The organism is Mesorhizobium sp. LNJC391B00 (genome assembly GCF_000502535.1).
Lineage (GTDB): Bacteria > Pseudomonadota > Alphaproteobacteria > Rhizobiales > Rhizobiaceae > Mesorhizobium.
Map to the genome: position 1 here is coordinate 1 of NZ_AYWI01000015.1, position 24354 is coordinate 24354.

The window sequence follows — 24354 nt, forward strand, 5'->3', positions numbered from 1 at the left end:
TGACGTGAACAATCACCAGCCTGCCATGACCGCCCCCTCTCAGCGAATTTGCAGAACTCTCAGCACACTACCCGATTGCAGGCGAGCTTCCAAAAAGGTCGACCCAGACTCTCAAGGCCTGCTGCACAGAGCCACAGGCTGGGGGACTCTGAGCAAATCGGAAATCTGAGTCGCTTGCTCTGAACCGTCCGCGTCATGCTGCTGACCGGTTTTGATCCTCCGGGGCTCCGCATGGGCAATAGCGACGAAAATGCTGTCGAGCAGATCCTTGTCGCGGAGGAACTTGCCAAGCAAGGGACCTCGGCCAGTACGCAAAAACGCCCGGCACTCTTGCGATAGCCGCGGAATATGCGGAAGGTCCGTCAGGCGGTCCGTCAAAGGCAATCTCTAAGCACCGATTGTCGCTGATCATCCTGAAAGGATTTGTTTTTATTTCAGCGCGTTACGTCAGATTGGCGTATTTTCGGCGGCGTTTGAGTGGGCCTGAATCATTCCCACTCGATTGTTTATACAGCCTATAACCCATTGAACGACTGTCAGTATTTTCCATCACAGCAAAAAAGTCCGCCACCAGAACCGTCAAAAAATTACCCTTTTGATTTAAAGGAAAAATCGGCGCAAAAAATATTTTGAGGTTTCACCAACTATCGGGATCAATCGGACGATTTTTTGCAGTTTGTGGCGTTCGACAGCCGCGCCCAACACTTTTCGAAATTACCGTCACTGCTCCAGGTGCATTTGCGCGTTTCAAAATCAATGGCTATGGTAGGCCCGGAGGGCGAATGAAAATCGTTGATTTTGTTGAGTTCTTCGTGGGCCAAAATCTGAAAGCTTCCCGTATGCTCCCGCGACCCCGAACTGCCGACCATAGCTGACCTCGTTTTCCAAACCTTGGGAGACCAGGTCCAGAACGTCGGAAATTGGGGCCGGTTGCAGATCGGCAGCTGTGGCAACAGCCGCGCGACCAGCTGACGGTCTAGCGTCTCGATATGGCCGATGAGACTTGGGAAGTACGAACATGCGGCAGCTTGCAGGCAGTTGTAATCCGTGGAACGGATTTACGAGTTGACGCGCCGGATTAGGACGGGCTCACTTGCCTCGAAGTTCATCCTGTTGCCAACCAATTGCCATGTGGGCTCGCAGATGAATATGCGCCCCAGAAATAGTCAGGCTATCTGAGCAGATTGGTTGTAAGTTGCCACTGCGGTCCCTTCCCGGGGAGCATTCTCCTTTGCCTGCGCGAACCCGGATGGCTGTTGCCAGAAACCGCACCTGAGTATCTTTATGTGCTATTTTTGCTACATTCCTTAGATTTATGGCTTGAACTCAGCGTTTTACCGGTCACTAAATCAATAAGCGCTCACATATTTTGTAAATTTGTGAACAATCACGCTTGAGTTGTAGCGCCCGGAGATAAGGGCGCGGGGAAACGTTGGGATGGGCAAAATGAAAACAATAGTTATGCCGGCCATTGGCAAGCGCCTTGGCCTGCTGACGACGGTCGCCATATTGAGCTGTGGGAATGCTCACGCGCTCACTCTCCAGGAGGCGATGGCGGTTGCGGTGGAGTCCAACCCCGAAATTGGCCAAGCGATCGAAAACCGCGAAGCAATCGAATTCGAGCTACGCCAAGCGAAGGGACTTTATCTTCCCAGCGTCGATGTCGAGGCGTCGGCGGGGGTTCGTCGTCTCGACAATTCCTCCCGGCGTTCGCTGTCCATAGAGGATGACGCGCTCTATCCGGCGGAAGCCGATGTCGTTGTCACGCAGACGCTTTATGACAGCGGCGCAAGGCGGGCGGAACTGAACCGTCAGGCGTCGCGGGTCGACGGCGCATCGTTCCGGGTGCTGGAACGGTCTGAATTCATTGGACTGTCTGTCGTCCAGGACTATCTCGAATACATGCTGCAGGCTTCGATCGTTTCGGAAGCGAAGAAGAATCTGGGCTTTCACCAGGCAATCCTCGGCGACATCCGGCAAGGTATTGCAGGCGGCGCGTTGAACGAGGCTGATCGCCAGCAGGCCGAGGAGCGGCTGTTCGCTGCCAAGGCACGTATGCAGGAGGCGACCGAAGAACTGGAGGCTTCCAAGATACGGTTCTTCAAGACGGTCGGTAAGCCGCTGACCAACGCGTCAAGGCCAGGCGATGTCTCGAGCGCGCTGCCAAGGTCGCTCGACGACGCGCTAGGGCTGGCGCGACAGAACAATCCGCGCGTCCACATGGCCAACAGCGATATCGACGCCGCCGCCTCCCTGGTGGATGCGGCGCGGGCGAAATTCGGGCCCTCCGTCATCGCCGAAGGCCGCGCCCGCGGCGGCTATGACATCGACGGCGACGATGGCGACGCTAGCGACCTGCAGGCGCGGCTGGTGCTGCGCTGGAACCTCTATCGCGGCGGCATCGACAAAGCCAACGAGCAAGAGCAGGTCCGCCGCACCAGCGAGCAGCGCCTTGTGCTGCACCAGGTTCTGCGCGAGATCGAGGAAGCCGTCCGTACGTCATGGGATCGCCGCTTCCGGCAGGCCGATCTGGCAAAGACATTGAAGCTTCAGGCTGCCGCCAACGAAAGGCTGGTGGCGTCCTATCGCGAGCAGTTCAAGGTCGGACAGCGCTCGCTGCTCGACGTGCTCGACGCGCAGAACACGCGGTTCAACACAGCTACGCTTGCCGACACCGCATCCTACGCGTCGCTTTTCGCGCAGTACCGGCTGCTGGCGGCAACCGGGCAGTTGCTGAAGACCATGAATCTTCAGCCGGCAAAACAGGCCACCGCCTATGCCAAGGCCGAGTTCAATGCGCCTGAAACGGCCGACACCGAAACGTATGCGCGCACGCCGTCGGAGCAGACGAACGATCTGCCTTTCGACATCCTCGCACCGGTAAGAAAGAAGTAGGAAGGTCAAGGACGAACGATAGTCCTGCGGGCTGATCGTGAACCCACAACCCAAAATCCTCTCCCCAAAAGAGGCGTTCAAGGCCTGCTTCTCCGCTGTTGCCGGGTACCTCGGCAGGCCGAGTTCCGAGACCGTGCTGTTTGCCGGCGTGCCGCTGTCAGACACCCGCATCGATATCGACGCCATCCGGCATCTTGCCGAACGCATCGGTCTTGAAATCACGGAATTCAGCCATCGCGACTTTCTTCGCGGACGCATCGACCTTCCCGCCATTCTGTTTCGCGTCAGCCAGTTGCCGGTTGCGCTGCTTGCCCAGACCGAGGACGGTGGATTTACGACCGCTCCCCAGGAAGACGGGCGCACCACAATTAGCAAATCCGAGTTTTCCGGAAGTTATATTAGTGGCGGCGTTTCCTTCTCGATAACCTATGCCAACGCAGTAGAGGCGATGAGCGTCGGTTCGGCGGCCAAGATCGAGCGGCGACATTGGCTGACCGGCACGATGGGGCCGTTCTGGCGCACCTATTCGAAGGTCATCCTGTCGGCGGTATTCATCAATCTGCTGGCTCTTGCCTCACCGATCTTCACCATGAACGTCTACGACAGGATCTTGCCGAACAAGGCGATATCGACGCTCTGGGTGCTGTCGATCGGGATCGGCGCGGTCATTCTGTTCGACCTGCTCTTGAAGACCGCCAGAGCGTCACTGATCGACTATGCCGGGCGCAAGGCCGATCTTCGCATCTCCTATATGCTTTTCGAGAAGGTGCTGAATTCGTCCTTGTCCGCAAGGCCCGGCTCAACCGGCGAATATGCAAATCGGGTGACCCAGTACGAGTTCGTGCGCGAGTTTTTCACGTCGAACACCATCAGCGTCTTCATCGACACAGCCTTCGTCTTCGTCTTTCTTCTTGTCATCTATGCGATAGGCGGTTGGCTGGTCGTCATACCGGCCATTGCCTTTGTCGCCTCGGTGATCGTCGGGCTGATCACGCAACGGCGCATCGGCAAACGCGTTGCCGCTTCCATGAACGAGGCTTCGCAGCGCCAGGCCCTGCTGGTGGAATCCATCTCCACGCTGGAAACGATCAAATCGCTGCGCGCAGAGGCTTACCTTCTGCGAAAATGGGCGGAGCATTCCAAGAACGCATCCAACACGTCCGAGAAGATCAAACAGCTTTCGGCTGCCGCCGGCAACATAACCCAAGCCATCCAGCAGATGGTCACCGTCGCTTTGATCGTGGCCGGCGCCTATGCCTTTTCGGAAGGGCATGTCTCGACCGGCGCCATCATCGGCACCGTCATGCTGGCGGGCCGGGCGGTGGCCCCGCTTGGGCAGATTGCGATCACCTTGTCCAGACTTCGCCAGGCGATGCTGTCCCTGCGAATGGTGAATTCGATCATGGCGCAGCCTGAGGATCGGCCGGACACGGTTGGTTTCGTCAACCGCCCCATTCGCAACGGTGCAATGGCATTCAGGAATGTCGGCTTTGTCTACCCGGGTTCCGAAAACGAAGTGCTGACCGGCCTGAATTTCTCGGTGAAGCCCGGTGAGCGGATCGGCATCATCGGCCGCATAGGCTCGGGAAAGACGACCATGGGGCGGCTGATCGGCAGGCTTTTCCTGCCGACCTCCGGCGAGCTGCTGCTGGACGGGATCGACATCCGCCAATACCACCCATCTGAGGTTCGCGCCGCGGTCGGGATCGTCGCGCAAGCCAACGATCTATTTTCCGGCACCATCAAGGAAAATCTCCTGATGGCGTGCCCGGAGGCGACCGATGAGCAGATCGTCGAGGCGGCCAAGGCTGCAGGCGTCGACGACTTCGTCTCCCGCCATCCGCGAGGCTACGACATGAATGTCGGCGAGCGCGGCACCAATCTCTCGGGCGGTCAGAGGCAGACAATGGCAATTGCCCGCCTGTTGCTGACCAAACCGAAAATCGTGTTCCTGGACGAGCCGTCCGGCTCGATGGATCTGGCTTCCGAGCGCCAGCTGATCAAGCAGCTCAAAGTGGCTTTCGATCGCAACACGACCCTGATCGTATCGACGCACCGCTTCAGCATGCTCGAGCTGGCCGACCGCCTGATCGTCATCGAGCAGGGCAAGATCGTTGCCGATGGACCGAAAGACCAAGTGATACAAGCGCTGCAGAAAACAAGCGCCTGATCGAACAGAATTACTGGGTTAATTCAACACATTGGGGCGTTGGAAATGCTAGCCAGGGAAGACCGTCCGCCGCTTTTTGCGTCGGCTTCGATATTCATTATCGGAGCGCTTTTTGCGAGTTCGGTAGCCTGGGCATCCTTCGCCGAGGTCGATGAAATCGCACGCGGCGACGGCAAGATCATACCGGCGTCGAAGACCCAGATCATCCAGGCCAGCGAGCCGGGCGTGGTTCAGGAAATCGCCGTGACGATCGGTCAGGTCGTCAAGAAGAATGACCTCATCATTCGTCTCGACAACACCTTCAACACTTCCAGCCTTGGCGAGCAGCAGGCCAAGGCGCGGGCATTGCAGACGCGCATTGCACGGCTCAAATTCGAACAGACCGGAAGTCTAGAGGGCGCGTTTCCCTGCCCGCCCGAGATCCAGAAGGTGGCGCCGGAAATCTGTGACAACGAGCAGAAGCTGCTAATCGCGCGGCGCGACAACTTCGAAGTCAAACTGTCGGTTCTAAAGTCGCGGCTCGATCAGCGTGAGAAGGAACTCGACGAAGCCAACGCCAATGCCGATCGCCTCACCAAGAACCTGGCCGTCAGCGACCAGGAGGCGAAGCTGGTCGAAGCGATGGTCAAGAAAGGCCTGATGGCGCGAACCGAGCAGCTCCGCGTCGAGCGCGAGCAGACCGAGCTCAATGGTCAGCTGACGCTTGCCGGAGAGACCATCAAGAAAGCCAGGTCTGCCATCACGGAAGCCAAGCTTCAGGTCGACGAACTTGGCCTCCAGCTGCAACAGGAAGCGCTCAGCGATCTGACGCAGGCGCTGGCCGATCTCTCGGTGGTGGACGAGACGATACGCGGTGCCACCGACAAGGTGGCGCGTACCGATATCCGTTCGCCTGTCGATGGTATCGTCAACACGCTTGACATCAACACGGTCGGCGCCTTCGTCCAGCCCGGCGCGGTCGTCGCGGGTATCGTGCCGACGTCCGAGACCCTGCTGGTCGAAGCCCGGGTCTCACCGCGGGACGTCGCCTTCATCCGGCCGGGCCAGGATGCCCTGATCAAGGTGACCGCCTATGACTTCTCGATCTTCGGCGGCATCGAAGGCAAGGTGTCGAACATCACTGCCGACAGCCTTGTCGACCAGAAGACCGGCGAACCGTACTATCAGGTGCGTGTCGCCACCGACAAATCGACCCTGACACGCGACGGCAAGACCTATTCCATCATCCCCGGCATGATCTGTTCGGTCGACATCAAGACCGGACGCAAAACGATTCTCACCTACCTTCTGAAACCAATCAACAAGGCGCGGGAGGAGGCAATGAGTGAGCGATAGTGCGATCTCCCGCCCGGTCGATCGCGACCGGCTGCTGCCACCGCTGGCGAGTGAGGATTTCGGTCTCGAGTTCCGGGTTGTGGCGCGTGGCGGCACGCGCCGCGGCATTCGTCTGGAACGGGCGTTCTGGACATCGCTGAAGCAGATGGCGGAAAGCCGCAAATGCACGATCGGCACACTGATCGAGGAAATTGCAGAGAGCCACGCCAACGCCGGAAACCTGACATCGGCAATTCGCGTAGCCTGCATGCGTGGATTGGCCGACCAAAACCTCACCTTGCAGAGGCTCGCGTCGATCAAGACCATCAGCGCCATTCTCGTCGCCTGTCCCTCGCCGGCCTTTGCCCTGGCATCGTCGAAGAAGATCCTGACCTTCAATGCGCCGTTCCAGCAACTGGTGCGGCGGCAATTGCCGGTGGCGCCGAACGAGGACGCGCGCCAGGATCTCAAGCTGGCGCTGGACCTCAATGTCGCCGACATATTCGCTAGGCTCGACGCCAATGGCGAGACGCCGGTCGCGACCGGTTTCGTCATAGGCGCCGGCGACCGCCGCTACCGCGGTCAACTGAGCGCGGTGCGGGCGCCGGTGGTCGAGCCGGAACTGCTGATGGCGTTCGTCTTCGGCGGCTAGAGCAATTCCGGGAAAAGTGTGAGCGGTTTCCGTGGAAAATTGCGTCAAACAAGAGATAGAGCGCTCAAGACTCTCTGATGGGAGCTTACGGCTGCACACCTTCACCAGGCGCGACCGTCGAAAGGCCGCCCTTGATATCGGCTATTTGAGCAGAACCGGTCTTCGCGCCATGGATCCACGCGCGATCGGTGCTGAACGAATACAGCGGCACGTAGGTCGGCAGGTCTGTGTCGCGGGAAACTACATTGCTCAAACTGTCGAGAATGAAGACGCCGCTGCCGGTGCTGACCGACAGCACGGCATGAAAGAAACCGCGCTTGCGATCCTGCAAGACGACCAGCGACATGCTCTGCGCCGGGATGCCTGCATGCAGCAGCGCGGCCATCTTGAGGATGGCGAAATCCTCGCAGTCCCCTGCCCGCCGCTCAAGGATTTCCCGGGGCTTGGCCCAGTAGTCGAGCTTGCCGTAAACCACGCTGTCCTTCTTGTAGGCGATGGCGCGATTTATACTTGAGTTGACGAAGGACAACTTGTCGATGAAGCGCTTGTTCCCGGCTGCCTTGACTATCTCGGCAAAGGCGCTGTTCTTGCGTTCGCACGCGCTGCTCGCGGTACAGTCGACAATTGCCTTGTAGACCGGCGCCCAGCGCGCCGAAACCGGGAAATTGCGCATCGACAGGGCAACAGAACCGAACACGCCGGGAATGATCGCCGCCGTCTGGATCAGGTCGATCCCGGCGGCGGGCGGCGCGATCGAAGAACCACGCTTTTCATCAACGGCAACAGAGCTGCTGAAAATCATGCCGATCCGGTAGGCTGAAACCGGCTGCCATGGCTGCGGCCGAGCCAGCGAAACGCCGCCGAGACTGGAAGGGGTTTCGACCGCCGCCAGAACTCCAGCGGCAGCGCCGGCATTCACGGCAATTGCTTTCGCGGATGATGGCTGCGGCAGGCTTGTGATCGCCATTGCCAGCAGGATGAGCCTGAGCCCGGTTATTCCCAGGGCAGATTTTTCTTTTTTCATAACGCCCACCTCTTGACTGTGGACGGTACCAATCTTGTCTCAAATTACTGGAAAGGAAGGTGGATAAGTTTCCTTCAATCGGGAATACCCATTTTGTCTAAAATTTTATTCAAATTTATACTTCTGTTTACCAATCCAGCTCAGCCGGCGGATATCAAACGAGGCGCGGCGCGGCCAATGCATATCAGATTATATCTTCCGGGTTTACCACGCGTAAAAAATGCCGAGACTTGCATACCAGGATATATGAAATTGATTGCGGGACAGTTGCAAAGCAGAAGTCGTCACTGTCTCTATCCGGGAAATGCCGGAGGGGTTTGGCGATGACGACGAGTAACGATTTGGATACCGTCTCGAATTCTTGGGACGAGCACTCTTCACATGAACATGGCGGCTCGCCATCGCAGGCAGGCATCCAGGTAGCGCAGGCCGCTCAGGCGGCGCCTGCCGAGCCGGTGCCGGTCGATGTCGGCAGTGGCGCACCCGTTCAGCCGGCAGCACCCGCGGAGGCGAAAGCGCCGGCGGCAGCCGCGCCGCATGAATACGTGGCCGACGCCAGCAACATCGTGAAACTTCCGGCGGACGTCTCCATCGACAACATCAAGGTCGACGGCCACAATCTGTTGCTGGAACAGGCGGACGGTTCAGTCATCCTCATCAAGGATGGCGCGCTCAACGTGCCGACCTTCATCATCGGTGATGTCGAAGTTCCGCGCGTGGCCTTGCTGGCCGCTCTTGAAGCGAGCCACGTCGATGTCGCCTTCGGTGCCGATGGTTCGATCTCGGCCGGCCCGGGCGGCGCCCCAGGCAGTGCCGGCGGCGACTTCACCATTCCCCCAGGTGGTATCGGCGACGGCTTCGATCTTTCCGCATTGTTGCCGCCGACGGACCTGCAATTTGGACGGCTGGAGCCGCGTGAGCTGACGATCGGGGTCAGGGAAGAAGATACGACGCCGACAATCGACATTGGCTCCGGATTTGTCGTCAACGAGGCCGCGCTTTCCGACGGGACGGACCCGGCCAGCACCGCCGAGCAGGTTTCAGGGACCTTCAACATCGTCTCGGGTGATGGCATCGGGACGCTTGTCATTGACGGTGTGGACGTGACCAACGGCGGCAGCGTTGCCGGGCAATACGGCACGCTCGTGGTCACCGGCAATCCTACGAACGGCTATAGCTGGATTTATACCCTTGCCGACAACACTCTTGATCATCACGACAACTCATCGACCGGAACGACCGAGGGGGTTTCCGACAGCTTTGCCGTCGTGGTTACAGACACAGACAATGATCCGGCCACCGCGACCCTCAATATTGGTGTGCTGGACGACGGCCCTACGCTTTCGGTCCAGGCAACCGCGCAAGCGGCACAGTTGCTTTCGGTCGAGCTCGACGAGACGGTCGGCGGCGACCGCTATAATGCCGGCGAGACCGAAGATGCCGGCGGCAACGCCAACACCGATGACGGCGTTGGCCTGGCCCAGGTGACGACCGGCCTGGCGGGTGGCCTTTCTTCGCTGTTCGCCGTTGGCGGCGTCTACGGTGCCGACGGGCCAGGCAGCACGACCGCGCAGTTGGCATTCACCGGCATTCCGGCCGGTGGCCTTGCCACGAATCTCATTGCCACGGACGGCGGGGCCATTACGCTCTTCCTCGAAGGAGGAGTGATTGTCGGCCGCGACACGCAGGGTGATCAGGTCCTGACCATTGCGATCACCGGCGCGCCCGGCGCAGAGCAGTTGCAGACCACGCTCTACGAAGCGCTCAACCATGGCGCCGACGGCAACAAGTTCGATTCCGAACTCAATCTGTCGCTGACCAATGGCGGCCAGGTTCAGCTGCAATATGAGGTGACGCGCCAGGACGGCGACGGCGACACCGTCACCNGACGGCAACAAGTTCGATTCCGAACTCAATCTGTCGCTGACCAATGGCGGCCAGGTTCAGCTGCAATATGAGGTGACGCGCCAGGACGGCGACGGCGACACCGTCATCGAGAAGGCTACCGTCGATCTGATCGACGGCAACGGCTCGGCATTCTCCTTCGACGATGACGGGCCAAGCCTTACGGTCGGCACCCACGATGGAGCCGCTGGCCTGCTTTCGGTCGAGCTCGACGAGACGGTTGGCGCGGACCGCTACAATGGCGCTATCGGCGAGACCGAAGACGCCGGCGGCAACGCCAACACGGATGATGCCGGTCCGGGCCTGGCACAGGTCAACACGGCAGTATCGGGCGGACTGACCAATCTGTTCACGATCGGCGGCAGCTATGGTTCGGACGGTCCTGGAACCGTCACCGGAACTTTGAGCTTCACCGGCATTCCGGCCGGTGGCCTTGCCACGAATCTCACTGCCACCGATGGCGGCGCCATCACACTGTTCCTCGAGGGCGGCGTTATCGTCGGCCGCGACACGCAGCTCAATCAGGTTCTGACCATCGCGATCACTGGCGCGCCGGGCGCCGAGCAGCTGCAGACCACGCTCTACGAAGCGCTCAACCATGGCGCAGACGGCAACAAGTTCGATTCCGAACTCAATCTGTCGCTGACCAATGGCGGCCAGGTTCAGCTGCAATATGAGGTNAGACGGCAACAAGTTCGATTCCGAACTCAATCTGTCGCTGACCAATGGCGGCCAGGTTCAGCTGCAATATGAGGTGACGCGCCAGGACGGCGACGGCGACACCGTCACCGAGAAGGCGACCGTCGACCTGATCGACGGCAAGGGCTCGGCATTCTCCTTCGACGATGACGGGCCGAAGGCCATTGGCACCGCCCAGATCACAGCGAATGTCGACGAGGATGGCCTGCACAACAGCCAGTCCACCGGAAATGCCGACAATCTTCAGCCTGGCGAAGTGACCGGAACAAACTCCGCGGTTGCCATCGGTGCTGCCGGCGCATTGAATGCAATCGTCGACTTCGGCTCTGACGGCCCGAATGCGACCTCGGCCTTCGGCCTTGTCACCCAAACCACCCCATCGGATTCGGGATTTGATTCGAAAGGCGGCAACGTCCTCATCGTCTCCGACGGCACGACCCTGACCGGCTATGTCGATGTAGGCGCCGGCGCCGGCTATCAGGCGGGCACGGATCGTCCTGTTTTCACCCTGACCGTCGGTGCGGACGGCTCCTATGTCTTCACCCTGATCGATCAGATCGATCATCCGACTCTGGATACGCTCCCGGGCGACAACACCGAAAATACGCTTGCCAATGGCGGTATCGATCTTTCGGCCTTTGTCGTTGCCATGGACGGTGACGGCGATACCATCGGACTGGCGGCTGGTACATTCAAGGTCCAGGTGCTCGACGACGTTCCGCAGATCGTCGCGCGGGATGCCGGCACGACGACCACAACCACGACCGAAACGATCGTCTACACGCTGCAGGCCGGCAACACCGATGTTCGCGGCATGGATGGCGCAGGCAACCACGACATCAAGCTCAGCGCCGTCGACATCAACGAAGGCGACAATTCCGTCAACACCACCGGCACCAAGATCGGCGTTGGCGACGGCCAGATCATCGACGGATACGAAACCCATCCGCATTTGACCGGCCCCGAAATCGTGACGATGGACTTCGTCAACAATCTTGTCATCGCCCCCAACAATCCGAATCCGCCCAGCATCACCGACGGTGGTTCATACGACGTCGACTCGGTCAAGTTCACGATCGATGTTGCGGAAGCCCAGGGTGTCGAAGCCGCCGTGATGTTCATCGGCGCCAAGGACGGTGGCACATTCGAGCCGTTCACCGTGAGCATCAATGGTGTGCTGACGGCCGGCACGGCTGTCTTCGAGGGCGGCGTGCAGGTGGGCTATGCCTTCGCCGGCGTGCCCGATGGTGCGACTGTCGAGGTCATCGGCAGCACCCCGTTCGACCAGCTCAAGGTGGGCAACTACAACGATTTTACCTTCGATTCCAACGCTGGCGGAACCGATGCGACCCTGACTGGCGGCAACCCGTTCAAGATCTTCGGCATCGAAGCCAAGGTCACGACAGTCACAACGCAGACCGAGGTCTTCCGGGTCAGCCACGACGAGTCCGCCGGCGTCAACAACGCCGCAGATCCCAATCCGGCGGATGACACCGCTCTCTCCCCGCCAGCTCTGGTGGACGAGCCGGGGGCGTTGGGCTACGCAAAATCGTCAGCCAGCGCGCTCGGCCTTTTCAACGCCTCGGTCGGCGCCGATGACGACGCGACATTCTCGTTTGCCGTCACCGACGCGATTGGCAATCCGCTGTCAAACGTCGATTCCGGTCTGAAGACACTCGACGGCTCGGCGATCATGCTCTCGACAAATGCGGACGGCGTTCTCGTTGGTTCTGCCAACGGCGTCGACGTCTTCAAGGTTTATGTCGATCCGACCGGAGCGGTCTGGATCGGGCAATATCAGCCGATCGCTCACAATGTCGACGGTTCAAGCACCGCAGCCTTTGACGACATAGCGACCGTCGCCGCCGACCTGCACGTCAAGGCCACCATCACCGATTTCGACGGCGACACGAGCACCGCCGTATCCCATGTCGCGTTGAGCATCGAATTCCAGGATGATGGCCCGGTTGCGGTCAACGATCAGGACTCGGTCACCGAAGATGGGCCGCTCACGGCGGACGGCAATGTGATCACGGGCGTGGGTGGCGCCGACGCCAACGCAACCGACGGCCACGCGGATCACCTCGGCACCGACGGCTTGGGCTCGATCACCTGGGACGGCGCCGTTGCCAACCACGTTGCTGGAACCTACGGCCAGCTTACGGTGGGCGCCGACGGCAGCTACACATATGTGCTCTACACCCAGGCCCAGAACCCGGCCGGGTATGCCGCGGTACAGGCGCTGGATGTCGGCCAGACCGTGGCCGAGAGCTTCGACTATGCTGTGGCGGATGGCGACGGCGATACCGCTCTGGCGTCCCTGACCATCACCATCAACGGCACCAACGACGTGCCGCAGATCTTCGTCAACCAGGGCAACCCGGCCGGCGCCCACGACCTGGTCTATGAAGCGGGCCTTCCGGCGGGCTCGGCGGCCGGCAACGGCAGCACGGTGGCGACAGGCACCTTCACGGTATCGGACCCCGACGGCCTCGACGACGTCCAGAGCGTCACCATCGGCAGCACCACGGTTGCCATCGGCAGCCTCAACGGTTCGACCTTCCCGGGCGACCACGGCACGCTGCTGATCACCGGCTACAACGCGGTAACCGGCGTAGCGACCTACCAGTACACGCTGACCAGTCCGACCACGGACGTTCCCGCCGTCACCGAGACCGAGACCTTCTCGCTCACCGTGTCGGACGGCACCTCCTCGTCAGCCCCGGCGGCAATCGTCATCGACATCGTCGACGACGTGCCGACCGCACACGCCGATACCGACAGTGTTGCGTCCAACCAGTTCACCGCCGAGACCNCATCGTCGACGACGTGCCGACCGCACACGCCGATACCGACAGTGTTGCGTCCAACCAGTTCACCGCCGAGACCGGCAATGTGCTGAGCGCGGTTGGCACCACCTCGCCGGTCACCGGCATCGACGTCAAGGGCGCCGATGGCGCTGCCGTGGTCGGCGTTGCCGCCGGCAACACCAATCTCGATGTCGACAATGCCGCAACGCTCGGCACCCAGGTCCAGGGCAGCTACGGCAAGCTGACGCTCAACGCCGACGGCTCCTACTCCTATGTTCGCGATGCCGGCACGCAGGGCGGCGTCAGCGATGTCTTCACCTACACCATCAAGGACGGCGACGGCGACACCTCGCACACCACGCTGACCATCGCCATCGGCGATTCAACCCCGACCGACGCCATTCCGGCTGCCGGCGGCGCCACCACCACCGTCTATGAAGCCAGCCTGCCGGCACGCGCCGGCGAACCGGCCGGCTCCAACGAGCCTGCAACCACCGAGACCACTTCGGGCACCATCGGCTTCACCTCGCCCGACGGCCTGACCACCGTCTCGCTGGGTGGCCATGTGCTGACCGGCTCGGCCCAGACTTTTGCCGACGGCACCACAGGATCGCTGACGGCCAGCTATGTCTACAATGCAACCACCGGCATCGGCACCATCAGCTACGCCTATACGCTGATCGACAACACGCTGACCGATCCGTCGAGCACCAGCTTCGCGGTCGTCGTCACCGACGCCGACGGCGACAGCGCTCCAGCCGGCAATCTCGTCATCACCATCGTCGACGACGTGCCGACCGCACACGCCGATACCGACAGTGTTGCGTCCAACCAGTTCACCGCCGAGACCGGNCGTCACCGACGCCGACGGCGACAGCGCTCCAGCCGGCAATCTCGTCATCACCATCGTCGACGACGTGCCGACCGCGACGAATGACACCTGGGGGCCAACGATCACCGGTGCGACGGTCCTCACCGGCCTCCTGACCAATGACAAGTTTGGCGCCGATGGCGTCGATACGGACAACAGTCCGGTCAGCGGTCAGGTGACCGTCACTAACGGTGCTCACGGCACCGTCACCTACAACAACGATGGAACGTTCACCTATACGCCGACGGGCATCTATGTCGGCTCGGACTCTTTCACATACACGATCAAGGACGGCGACGGCGACACTTCGACGGCCACGGTGACCCTGAATGTGCAGACCAACACCGTTCCATCGGGTGGCGGGACTGCATCGTTGACATTGAACGAAGCCGCGCTCGACACCACGCTCGATGCTTCGGCGCCTGCGGATCTCCAAGCCGGGGCCGTGACCGGCACCAACCCAGGCAGCCGCGGCGAGACGGCGCAAGCAATCAGCGGCATCACCTTCACCACGACCGGCGAAGCCATTAATGTTGCATTCGCCAACCCGACCGGCGATCCAAACTGGGTGGCGCCGACTGTTTCTGGCCTAGCCTCTGGATACACAATCAGCTGGGCGCTCGTGGGCAACCAACTCGTCGGCAGTCTGATACAAACGGCCGGCAGCGTGAACCTCGGCGCATTCGTCTATCTGGCGCTGTCAAACACAAGCGCCGGCGCCAACAGTTCGTTGACACCCGTCGTTACCGCGACACTGACCGACCAGCTCCAGCATCTTGCCGGCTCGGGCAACGTCACCATCAACGGGCTTCAGGTGGTGGCCACCGACACCAGCGGTGATCATGTTTCCGGATCGGTCAATCTGACGGTACTGGACGACGCTCCGCTGCCATTCAAGCCGGATGGCATCTTCGTGGAAAACACCACGCATACGGTGCTGACGGAGAGCATCAATTTTGCCGCGAGCGCCGGTGCTGACGGCGTTGGCAATGTCGTGTTCAACGTGACCGAAGGCGCGGCCGTCACATCAGGCAGCACAAACATATTCCTGAATGGCGAGCAGGTCTTCTTCCACGTCGTCGATACGCATACTGTGGAGGGACGGACCTCGGCCGCGAACGGCAGCGACCTCGCTTTCACGGCGACCCTGAACCCGGCGACAGATACTTGGACATACACCCAGGCCGCGACGATGTTTGCCGGCAACCAGTTCAATACGGCGAACTTCTCGCCAAGCGGCGGCAACAACCAAGCGATTGTCCTGGACTCCATCGGCTCAACCAGCGACCTGCTTGCAACCGCCAACAGCCCCAATTTCGTGAACACCAGCACAGGCAGTTGGGGCGTCGATGGCGGAAACAGCATCAGCCCTGGTGAGAAGATCCGCTTCGATTTCGTCAGCAATGCAACCACCGACGGCACCATCGCCGGAACCCCCGCGGGCATCGGGGCGGGAACCCACTATACGGATCACTACGAGGTGGCTAGCTATACACAGGGGATTGGCAATGTCTCGGGACCGGGCCTGGTTTCGATAACGATCCGCCCGGTCAACGCCGACTATGATAACACCTACATAGGTGATGTTACCGGCGAAAGCACGGCCCTCGGCGCCTTGGTCACTGTCGTCAACGGCTCCGGCGGAGCTACTCCGACCGCAACGAACAATGGGGACGGAACGTGGACGATCACCGGTCTCGCGCAAGGCGACACCTTTACCGTGGTTGCAAATTCAGACCCGTTCAGCGCAATCGAAATTTCGGCCAATGTAGGCTCGAATGACTTCAAGCTAGGCCCGGTCACCTACACGACCGCCAACGCCGTCACACCGTTCGACATCTCGATCCCGGTCACGGCGACNAAAAAAAAAAAAAAAAAAAAAAAAAATTCGGGCGTGGACACTCACACCACGACCGCGACAGAAACCACGCTGCTCGGCGAGGACGGTAACGACACCCTCAATGGACTCAATCTCCAGGCTGATATCCTCTCCGGCGGACGCGGCGATGATACCTTGTCGGGCAACTCCGGTAACGACACGCTTTACGGCGGCTCGGGAGCGGACATATTGTTCGGCGGCGACGGCAACGACCTGCTGATCGGCGGTTCCGGTCAGGACACGCTCACCGGTGGTATAGGCGTCGATACGTTCAAGCTCGAGCACCTCGACATCAAAGATCTTATCGCTGACTACAGCGGTGTCGGCGGCCATGGCGACATCATCGACCTTACCTCCTTGTTCGATACAGCCGCCGGAGGGGCCAATGTCGGCGACTTCGTGAACTACAATGCGGGAACGAACACTGTCAGCGTCGACGCCGACGGTTTGGCCAACGGCGCCAATTTCGTGGACGTGGCCACCTTGACGAATGCACCCGTCGCCAACACGATCACCCTGCTCTACGATGACGGAGTGACGCAGCATACGACAACGGCAAACGTGGTCTAGGAGCATGGTGCGGGGCCACGCGACTATGCTATGTATTAGAGATTAGGAATACAGAGGGGGATCTCATCATGAAACGTTCCGTAAGACTGTTGGTTTCCGCTGCGACGCTGTTTCTGGCAGTCGGGTCGACGGGTTATGCCGCCGACATCATCGAAGGGCCGGTGGCCGACTATTGCCGGACCGTCGGCACATCGAACCTGGTGTTGAACGACAACATCGTCGATCTCAAGGTCCAGGTGGTCAAGCTGATGGACGAGTCGGTGGCCGTCGCCAACAGCTCGGAATGGATCAATTCATCCCGCCCCGCCTTCGTCTGGGCGTCGGAAGCCAAGGTCGCCTGCGGCATGGCCTATGGCTACCTCAAGACGAACTACAAGGACGAGGACACGCTCAACAAGTGCGAGTGCTTCCACGACCGCATGGTCGAGTACATGAACTGACCGGAAGGGATCCGGCAGTGCCGGTTGGCTGACCCGATGGTCGGCGGACGATTGACGAGGGCGATCGCCGGAGCGATCGCATTGACCGGTTTTGGCCAGCTTGCCACTCAAGCCTGCGCCAACTGGCTGGAACGACCTAGCCTGGAGAGACCAGCACCGTTCGGCTTAAGGCGGCCGGTTCGCTGCGACGCCGCCTCCGAATGGACGCGCGCGACATTCAAGGCGTTTGCGACATGCCAGGCATCGCTCTACGGCTTGGAGCCGGTGCTGGCGCACGCGGTGATGGAGATCGAAAGCGGATTCGATCCCGATGTGCACGGCGCCGATGGTGAGGTCGGGTTGATGCAGGTAATGCCCGCGACGGCCCGAATGCTGGGCTTTCGTGGCTCGCTCGACGAGCTTGGCGCGCCGGCGACCAACATCGCGCTCGGCGTCAGATATCTGGCGCAGGCAAACAGCCTTGCCGCAGGCGATCTCTGCACCGCCGTCATGAAGTATCGTGCCGGGCACGGTGAAACCCGGTTCTCCGAACTTTCGGTCCGCTACTGCCGGCGTGCGCGTGCAATCCTGGCGAGAGAAGGTTTTGCGGTGGCCGGGCCATTGCCGGTGGCGACGTTCGGATTCTCCGCATTCCCGACAGCAGGAGACGATGGTGCCCCTGCCCCGGCGAGGCGGATTTGTGTGCGCCGGCTGTTCGTGCCGGGCCCGCGATATATGAAATGCACGGACTATCGAAGCGCCGGGCAAGCCAGAATGATCAAGGCGCTCCGGGCAAGACTTTTCGACGGCTGAGCCATAATCCAGCAATTGCAAAGACGGCGAGGCAAGTCTGCCGTAAGATGAACGGATGAGACCGGATAAATACCCGGCGGGATATCAGGGAGGCATCATGGATTCTGGCCGGCAGCGACACGGTTCGTGGACGTGGGCGATCGTCTTTGCGTTCGCGGGCATAGTGTCGGGCTGCCAGTCGAAGGGCAGCGTCTCGGACGCGCTCGACCCGGCGGCGATAGCCGCACCCGGAGCGCCGGCCGCCGGCGCTGTTGCCGGTCCCGCCCAGGCGACGCAATCGCTCGGCACGGGATCGACGAAGGTCACGATGCTGCTGCCTTTGTCGGCCCCGGGCAACGCCGGCGAAAACGGCAGGAAGATGCTCGATGCGACCAAGCTGGCGATGGCCGACCTTGGAAATGTCCTGCTCACGGTCACGGTCGAGGACACCAAGGGCGACAGCGCGCACGCCAGCGAATTGGCTGTGAAGGCGATCACCACTGGAACCAAGATCGTCATCGGCCCGGTCGAACTCGCGGCCGCGCAGCACATAGCCAAGCTGTCGGGATCGAAGCGACCGCCGGTGCTGGCGTTGGCCGACAATTTCGCTGGCGGCCCGGGCGTCTATGCGGTGCGCCTCAACGAGGCCGACAGCGCGGCCGCGGGCGCAGCCGGCCTGGCGGCCAAAGGCAGCAAGAAGTTCGTGTTGCTCGTTGCGGCGGGCGCGAATGCCAGCGCGGTTGAAAAGCGGGTCGCCAACAGTCTCAGCATCTATGGCGCGACGCTCGCCGTCACCGTTCCGTATCGGGCCGGCGATGGCGGCACCAAAGTGGTCAATGATGTGGGCTCGCTGGTCGAGGCTCCCGATGCCATCATCATCGCCAGCGGCGACGACAATCCGGCGCCGATCCTTGCGGCGCTCAAAACGAAAGGCATTCCTGGAAAAGCAATTGCCGTCGTTGGAACCAACCGCTGGCTGGAACATCCGATGGAGCCGCTGTTTGAAGGCTCCTACATCGCCACGCTCGACCCAACGGAAACCGGCCCGATCGCCGACCGCTTCAAGACGACCTACAATTATCCAGCCGACGCCAATGTCGCCTACGCCTATGATATGGTCGCCCTGACAGCAGGAATTGCAAGTTCGGCCGGGCCTGACGGCTTCAGCAAGCAGGTGCTCGAAAATCGGAGCGGATTTCGCGGATCGACCGGCCTGTTCCGGTTTCGGGCGGATGGCTCCAGTGAGCGATCCATGCCCTTCTATCAGGTTCAAAAAGGTGCACTCAAGCTGGTCGCCAAATCGACATCGGGGTATTGAGGGGCAAGGAACCTTGCTTGAGTTGATGGGCTGGCTGAGGCACAATCGCTTGATAGCGCTCGGAAGCCTGCTCCTCCTGGCCGGGGTCTTGTTGATCATCCGGGCCGCAGATCTGCTTCCGAACAATCGGCCGGCGCCACGTCAATCCATCGATCATAGCCAGGCAATGCGACCACCTCCGAGCGCCGCCAATACGCCATGGCGAGGACGGGCACGCAAGATTGCTCAGGACCTTATCGCGCCGCCACAGCTTGATCCGGCGCAAATCGAACGGGTCGAGCCGCGCCCGCCGCTCAGCGACCTTGGTCTGGCTTCGCCTGCAGGGATGCGGATGCCAAATGATTGGAAAGAGGTCCTGCTGTACCAACCGGTTGCCACCTCGTCGGCAACCTTCGAATCCGTAGGGCGCAAGGTAGCCATCAGCGGGATCCAAGGCATTGACCTGGATGAGACCTGTTCGTTTCGTGGCATCGCCTGGCCTTGCGGCCAGCGTGCGCGCGCGACGTTCAATTCCTGGCTGCGCGGCCGGGCGCTGAAATGCGTCGTGCCGCCGGAAATCGATCGTTTTGCCATTGCGGCACCGTGCAGCTTGGGCAAGCAGGATGTCGGCGCCTGGCTTGTTTCCAATGGCTGGGCGACGGCCCTGGCGAGTGGCATCTACGGCAAGGCGGAGGCAGTGGCCAGAGACGCGCAGATGGGGATATTCGGCCCGCCGCAATAGCCGATAATTCGGTGTCGTCGCTTTTACCGCCGTAGCCTTGCTTTTGAAGGCCTGATTTCGGGCCGATGGTAGGTGATTGCGCCATTACTAAAATTGTATGTTTCCTCGAAACTGAAAGTGCAGCACCTTGGCCTTATGACAGCCGATCAGGCGGGAGATTGGCTTATGATGACACCAATGGCGAATAGCTCGCCCCGGCAATGGAAAGATATCGCATGGCTGACTGCCCTGGGATCGGCGGGAATTCTGCTCCTCTCGGTTGGCCTCAACTATCTGCTTCTGTTTTCGGAAGTCTTGACGCCGTTCGGCCGCAGCATGGTCACAGCGATCCTGTTGCCGGTCATGGTCGGTGGCCCGCTTTTGCTGTTCATTGGCCTGCAGCGGACCGAGCTCGTCCGTTATCGAAGAGAACTCAACAAGTCGGCGACCTTTGACAGCCTGACAGGCTGCCTCAACCGGACGGTCTTCACTTCGATGGTCGAAAGGAGAGCAACCAGGCCAAAATCGTCTGGTCCAAGATCTGGCGCCTTCCTGGTCATTCATCCCGAACACATCAGGTCCATCAATCTGCGCTTCGGCCTTGGCTGGGGTGACGAAGCCTTGCGGCTCATAGCCTCGACCATCCAGTCATCGGTACGCAAGGAAGATCTGGTGGGCCGGATCGGAACCTCCATGTTCGGGGTCTTTCTGCCCGGTGCGACAGAAGACGACGCCAGGGAGATCGGCGAGCGTATCCGGGCGCGCGTGGCCCAAGCCTATTTCGCGCCAAAAGGAACCGCGGACACGCTGACCATCAGCGTCGGCGGCGTGGTGTTTGAAAACGAGTTGGAATTCGAGGACATGTTCCGATCGGCGGAATCGCTGTTATCCGGCGTCGAACGCCAGCCTGGATTTCAATTGTCGCACCTCCACAACTAGAGCGTTCACCGTTTCACGGAAGCGGCGAACCGCTATGTCTTTGTTTTTACGCAAATTCCGGACGGAAAACCGCACGCACTTTTCCTGGAGTTGCTCTTGGCAGTCAGAACATTGATCAGCACCTGACGGGTATTTGGAATGAGAAAATACAACGCTACGGCGGCCTTGCTCCCCGCAAGCGTAAGGCTGATCCGCAAAATCCGGGACTTTGCGGGCTTCAGCCGCGATCTAACCACCGCTGCAGCAGAGACAGTTGGTCCCGCGTTCACGGTAGCATTGTCTTGTAGAATCTAGTCGGCTCGGACGGCCGTATCAAGGCTTTCGCTGGAACATGCTAAAGTGCCGTTCACGCGCATACATCACTCGAAAAGCGAGTTCCGTATATATTCCAAAACGTTGCTCTTCAAAAAGTACCGCAGGCCGAGAAAGCTGTTGACGGTACTTTTCTCGAACGTTGCAGTCGAAGACTCCAGTTGCTGATCTGGGTCGATTTTGAATGAGATGAACCGCAAATCGTTGTTTTCCGCGCAACCTACGCTTGGGCACTCCAGACTGGCTAACCCCTACTCCCACTCGTCCAAACAGCATATTGAAATCGGAGGGACTCGATCGTGACGCGTGCGCCCGACCATCGCCAACGGTGGGCTCCAAACTGATCGAAACTTCTCGTCGACCTTTGCAAGGTGATTGATCATCGGGGAGACCAAAGCCGAAACACTGGGGTTGGTGTCTCCAGTGACGCTGAACGAAGCTTCAGGGAAAATCCCAAATCTGCCGATTTCCCTGGCGCTGTCATTGCAACGATCGAGACAATCAGGGAGACCGGACCGGAGGCACGAGACGCCGCGTCCTTCCGTGGGGTCGCTCCTCCAAACCGTTTGACGCAATTTAGAGATGTTGCCTTGACCCCGCACTAGCGTCTACTGCATCTCCCAGCGGGAGCGTCACCAATGGCGAGAAAGTCTGTCCGACGCAAGTCAACGATTTATGATATCGCGGTGGCGGCAAAGTCGTCCCCGACAGCGGTTAGTCTCGTCCTCAATGGCTCGTGGCAACAGCACCGGATCAAGGCGGAAACCGCAGCGACCATCCTCGATTGGGCTGAGCGGCTTGGCTATGCTGTCAACCTCAAGGCACGAGGATTGCGGCTTTCCCGATCCGGACTCGCTGGAATGATCTTGCCACATTACCGCAATCGCTTCTTCGCCGGATTGGCCGAAGCCTTTGAAGCGGAATCCCGCGTCCACCGCTTGTGCCCGATCGTCGTCAGCACCCATCGCAATCCTGATAACGAGTTGAGTGTGACGGAAACCCTGCTGGCTCAGCAGGTGGAATTTCTCTTCCTTGCGGGCGTTCGTGACCCCGATCCGCTGAATGATCTGTGCCGGGCAGCGGGCGTCCGGTGCATCAACATCGATCTGCCAGGCCGCCGGGCTCCCTCAGTTGTTTCTGACAACTACGGGGGCGCCAAGGCGCTCACAGAGATCATTGTTAAGAAATTGAAAGAACGAGGGGGCTCCACCGAAGATCTCTTCTTCTTTGGCGGGGTCAGCGATGATGACGCAACACGTAGCCGTTTGCTGGGTTTTCACGATGCGCTGGCAGCGCATGGGATTGTTACGGGCCCGGGCACGATTGACTGCTGCGGATACGCACCGACCAACGCTGCTCGGTCTCTCGCTGCACGATACGCTCAGCTTGGGCATCTGCCCTCAGGTATGTTCGTCAACGGCGTGACCGCTCTTGAAGGAACATTGCGGTTCACTTCGACACTAGCCTCAAGTGAGCTTGGACGGGTTGTTGTCGGAAGCTTCGACTGGGATCCATTCGCGGCGCATTTGCCCTTCGATGTGACCATGGTCCGACAGAATGTCGAGGTGATGATTGCTGAAGGATTTTCGCTTCTCGAGAATTATTCGATAGACCACTTTCCGCTGGTGACCGTACCGACCAGCTTTGGGCGAACCGGAGAGCATGACGGCGCCCAAGAAGATTGGGATTCGGCATCCAAATCGAGCATCGACCACTAGCAATTCTTTGTCACGAGACATCGTTGCAGAAGTTCAACTCCGTTCATCAGCACCTCGGATCTGGGTAGCACCGCCTCCACCCAAGGCTCGCGGGCGATCGCATGTCGTTCTACGGGTGCAGCCTGAGTGCGAAGGGCGGATCGTTTACATCAATCGAGAAATGTTTTTAGACGCTGGTGGCGTGACCGCCTTGCTAAATCTATTTAGCACCTTGACCGGCCGGCATTCAAAGTCTTTTATGGCGCGTTCTGGGAGGAATGCGGCGCCGAGTGCGTCAATGCCGTCGGGCACAAAGGGGTGGGCCAAACAAAGCCGACATGGGCAATAGGCAACTGAAAAACTCGTCAATCAGGGAGGAATTAAATGTTAGCAAAAACTATACTCGCGGCAGCGTTCGGCGCAGCCCTTTCGGTCGCCACAATGAATGCTGCGCTGGCAAAGGACGTCAAGGTTGGAGTCGTCGTGAAGATCGGCGGCATTCCCTGGTTCAATGCCATGGAAACGGGAATAAAGGAAAAGTCGAAAGAGCTTGGCGACGACGGCTTCATGGTCGGGCCGACCAGCGCCGACCCGGCACTTCAGGTCCGCGCGATCGAAGACCTGATAGCTCAGGGCGTCAGCGTAATTGGCGTCGTGCCGAATGATGCAAACGTTCTCGAGCCGGTTCTAAAAAAGGCGCGCGACACGGGCATCAAGGTCATAACCCATGAATCGCCAGACCAGGTGAACGCTGATTGGGACTTCGAAATGGTCTCGGCCGTTGGTTTCGGTGAGGCCCATGCCAAGCTATTTGCCGAGAAAATGGGCGGCAAAGGCAAGTACGTTGTGTACGTAGGTTCTCTTACTGTGCCCGCACACAATGCCTGGGCCGATGCTGCAATCGCCTACCTGAAGAAGAACTTTCCCGACATGCAGATGGTTGGCGACAGATATGGCGTCGCCGAGAGCGCCGATGACAGCCGAAAGACGGCTCTGGATGTGCTTGCCGCCAATCCTGACCTCGGCGGCTTCCTGACGTTCGGCAGTCAGGGACCGATCGGCGCCGGACGCGCGATCGAGGAGCAGAAGCTTGGTGACAAGGTGGTTCTTGTCGGTTCATTCTCGCCTAGCCAAGGCAGCGCAATGCTCAAATCCGGCATTATTGACGGCGGCTATATGTGGAATCCTCTGGAAGCGGGCAAAGTATTCGTAACGATGGCTGATTTTCTGGCGGGCGGCGGTGAAATTACCGACGGCATGACGATCGAAGGTCTGGGTGTCGTTCACCCTGACTTCAAAACCGGCACCATCATCGTGGACGCTGTGCAGCCTATCACGGTCGAAACGGTCGATGGTCTTGCAGCCCTAGGGCTTTAGATGGCGGACCA

General features: G+C 60.0%; 16 protein-coding genes. 15 read left to right on the forward strand and 1 reads right to left on the reverse strand.

Annotated elements, in window-relative coordinates:
* Window positions 1-195 precede the first annotated feature (195 nt).
* The 5 genes from X750_RS1000000166560 to X750_RS138600 all read left to right on the forward strand — a co-directional run bounded on the left by X750_RS1000000166560 (window position 196) and on the right by X750_RS138600 (window position 7031).
* A complete protein-coding gene (locus tag X750_RS1000000166560) occupies window positions 196-339 on the forward strand; it encodes a hypothetical protein (protein WP_023709548.1) in 144 nt (47 codons plus the stop codon).
* A gap of 1107 nt (window positions 340-1446) precedes the next feature.
* A complete protein-coding gene (locus tag X750_RS138615; RefSeq protein ID WP_023704343.1) occupies window positions 1447-2895 on the forward strand; it encodes a TolC family protein in 1449 nt (482 codons plus the stop codon).
* 37 nt (window positions 2896-2932) lie between these two features.
* Window positions 2933-5065: a type I secretion system permease/ATPase gene (locus X750_RS138610; RefSeq protein ID WP_023691465.1), complete on the forward strand. Its 2133-nt coding sequence runs from the start codon at window positions 2933-2935 to the stop codon at window positions 5063-5065.
* A 45-nt stretch (window positions 5066-5110) separates the two neighbouring features.
* Window positions 5111-6400, forward strand: coding sequence for an HlyD family type I secretion periplasmic adaptor subunit (locus X750_RS138605; RefSeq protein ID WP_023738302.1), 1290 nt, complete (start codon window positions 5111-5113; stop codon window positions 6398-6400).
* The gene (locus X750_RS138600) at window positions 6390-7031 is read left to right on the forward strand and encodes a ribbon-helix-helix domain-containing protein (RefSeq protein ID WP_023667950.1); all 642 of its coding nucleotides are present in this window, start codon (window positions 6390-6392) and stop codon (window positions 7029-7031) included. Before X750_RS138605 ends, X750_RS138600 begins: the two co-directional genes overlap by 11 nt.
* Window positions 7032-7116: 85 nt before the next feature.
* Here X750_RS138600 and X750_RS138595 read toward each other — a convergent pair whose 3' ends face one another.
* The gene (locus X750_RS138595; protein WP_023748597.1) at window positions 7117-8055 is read right to left on the reverse strand and encodes a transglutaminase-like cysteine peptidase; all 939 of its coding nucleotides are present in this window, start codon (window positions 8053-8055) and stop codon (window positions 7117-7119) included.
* Window positions 8056-10014: 1959 nt separating this feature from the next.
* Here X750_RS138595 and X750_RS1000000167165 point away from each other — a divergent pair.
* The 10 genes from X750_RS1000000167165 (at window position 10015) to X750_RS138540 (ending at window position 24343) form a co-directional block, all read left to right on the forward strand.
* Window positions 10015-10713, forward strand: a complete 699-nt coding sequence (locus X750_RS1000000167165; RefSeq protein WP_023704346.1) for a DUF5801 repeats-in-toxin domain-containing protein — start codon at window positions 10015-10017, stop codon at window positions 10711-10713.
* Entirely contained in the window at window positions 10634-13561 is a 2928-nt protein-coding gene (locus X750_RS04335; RefSeq protein WP_023748599.1) for a VCBS domain-containing protein, read from the forward strand. The genes X750_RS1000000167165 and X750_RS04335 overlap by 80 nt, the downstream gene beginning before the upstream one ends.
* A gap of 726 nt (window positions 13562-14287) precedes the next feature.
* On the forward strand, window positions 14288-16789 hold the full coding sequence (locus X750_RS138575; RefSeq protein ID WP_156932456.1) for an Ig-like domain-containing protein: 2502 nt from the start codon (window positions 14288-14290) through the stop codon (window positions 16787-16789).
* A gap of 68 nt (window positions 16790-16857) precedes the next feature.
* On the forward strand, window positions 16858-17229 hold the full coding sequence (locus X750_RS138570; RefSeq protein ID WP_031243544.1) for a hypothetical protein: 372 nt from the start codon (window positions 16858-16860) through the stop codon (window positions 17227-17229).
* A 36-nt stretch (window positions 17230-17265) separates the two neighbouring features.
* A complete protein-coding gene (locus tag X750_RS138565; protein WP_023748603.1) occupies window positions 17266-18021 on the forward strand; it encodes a transglycosylase SLT domain-containing protein in 756 nt (251 codons plus the stop codon).
* Between the two features lie 97 nt (window positions 18022-18118).
* Window positions 18119-19318: an ABC transporter substrate-binding protein gene (locus X750_RS138560; protein WP_031243547.1), complete on the forward strand. Its 1200-nt coding sequence runs from the start codon at window positions 18119-18121 to the stop codon at window positions 19316-19318.
* Window positions 19319-19331: 13 nt separating this feature from the next.
* Window positions 19332-20039 carry a thermonuclease family protein gene (locus X750_RS138555; protein WP_245271914.1) on the forward strand — a complete coding sequence of 236 codons (708 nt, stop codon included), beginning with the start codon at window positions 19332-19334 and terminating at the stop codon, window positions 20037-20039.
* A gap of 165 nt (window positions 20040-20204) precedes the next feature.
* Window positions 20205-20957, forward strand: coding sequence for a GGDEF domain-containing protein (locus X750_RS138550; RefSeq protein ID WP_031243550.1), 753 nt, complete (start codon window positions 20205-20207; stop codon window positions 20955-20957).
* A 950-nt stretch (window positions 20958-21907) separates the two neighbouring features.
* A complete protein-coding gene (locus X750_RS138545) occupies window positions 21908-22987 on the forward strand; it encodes a substrate-binding domain-containing protein (RefSeq protein ID WP_023686867.1) in 1080 nt (359 codons plus the stop codon).
* Window positions 22988-23350: 363 nt separating this feature from the next.
* Window positions 23351-24343, forward strand: coding sequence for a substrate-binding domain-containing protein (locus X750_RS138540; RefSeq protein ID WP_023704355.1), 993 nt, complete (start codon window positions 23351-23353; stop codon window positions 24341-24343).
* Window positions 24344-24354: the final 11 nt, after the last annotated feature.

Excerpts from the sequence above, each read along its gene's own strand:
- X750_RS138565 (WP_023748603.1), top strand. The coding sequence starts at position 17,266 with ATGGTCGGCGGACGATTGACGAGGGCGATCGCCGGAGCGATCGCATTG.
- X750_RS138570 (WP_031243544.1), top strand. The coding sequence starts at position 16,858 with ATGAAACGTTCCGTAAGACTGTTGGTTTCCGCTGCGACGCTGTTTCTG.
- X750_RS138540 (WP_023704355.1), top strand. The coding sequence starts at position 23,351 with ATGTTAGCAAAAACTATACTCGCGGCAGCGTTCGGCGCAGCCCTTTCG.
- X750_RS138605 (WP_023738302.1), top strand. The coding sequence starts at position 5,111 with ATGCTAGCCAGGGAAGACCGTCCGCCGCTTTTTGCGTCGGCTTCGATA.
- X750_RS138550 (WP_031243550.1), top strand. The coding sequence starts at position 20,205 with ATGATGACACCAATGGCGAATAGCTCGCCCCGGCAATGGAAAGATATC.
- X750_RS138615 (WP_023704343.1), top strand. The coding sequence starts at position 1,447 with ATGAAAACAATAGTTATGCCGGCCATTGGCAAGCGCCTTGGCCTGCTG.
- X750_RS138595 (WP_023748597.1), bottom strand. The coding sequence starts at position 8,055 with ATGAAAAAAGAAAAATCTGCCCTGGGAATAACCGGGCTCAGGCTCATC.
- X750_RS1000000166560 (WP_023709548.1), top strand. The coding sequence starts at position 196 with ATGCTGCTGACCGGTTTTGATCCTCCGGGGCTCCGCATGGGCAATAGC.
- X750_RS138545 (WP_023686867.1), top strand. The coding sequence starts at position 21,908 with ATGGCGAGAAAGTCTGTCCGACGCAAGTCAACGATTTATGATATCGCG.
- X750_RS138560 (WP_031243547.1), top strand. The coding sequence starts at position 18,119 with ATGGATTCTGGCCGGCAGCGACACGGTTCGTGGACGTGGGCGATCGTC.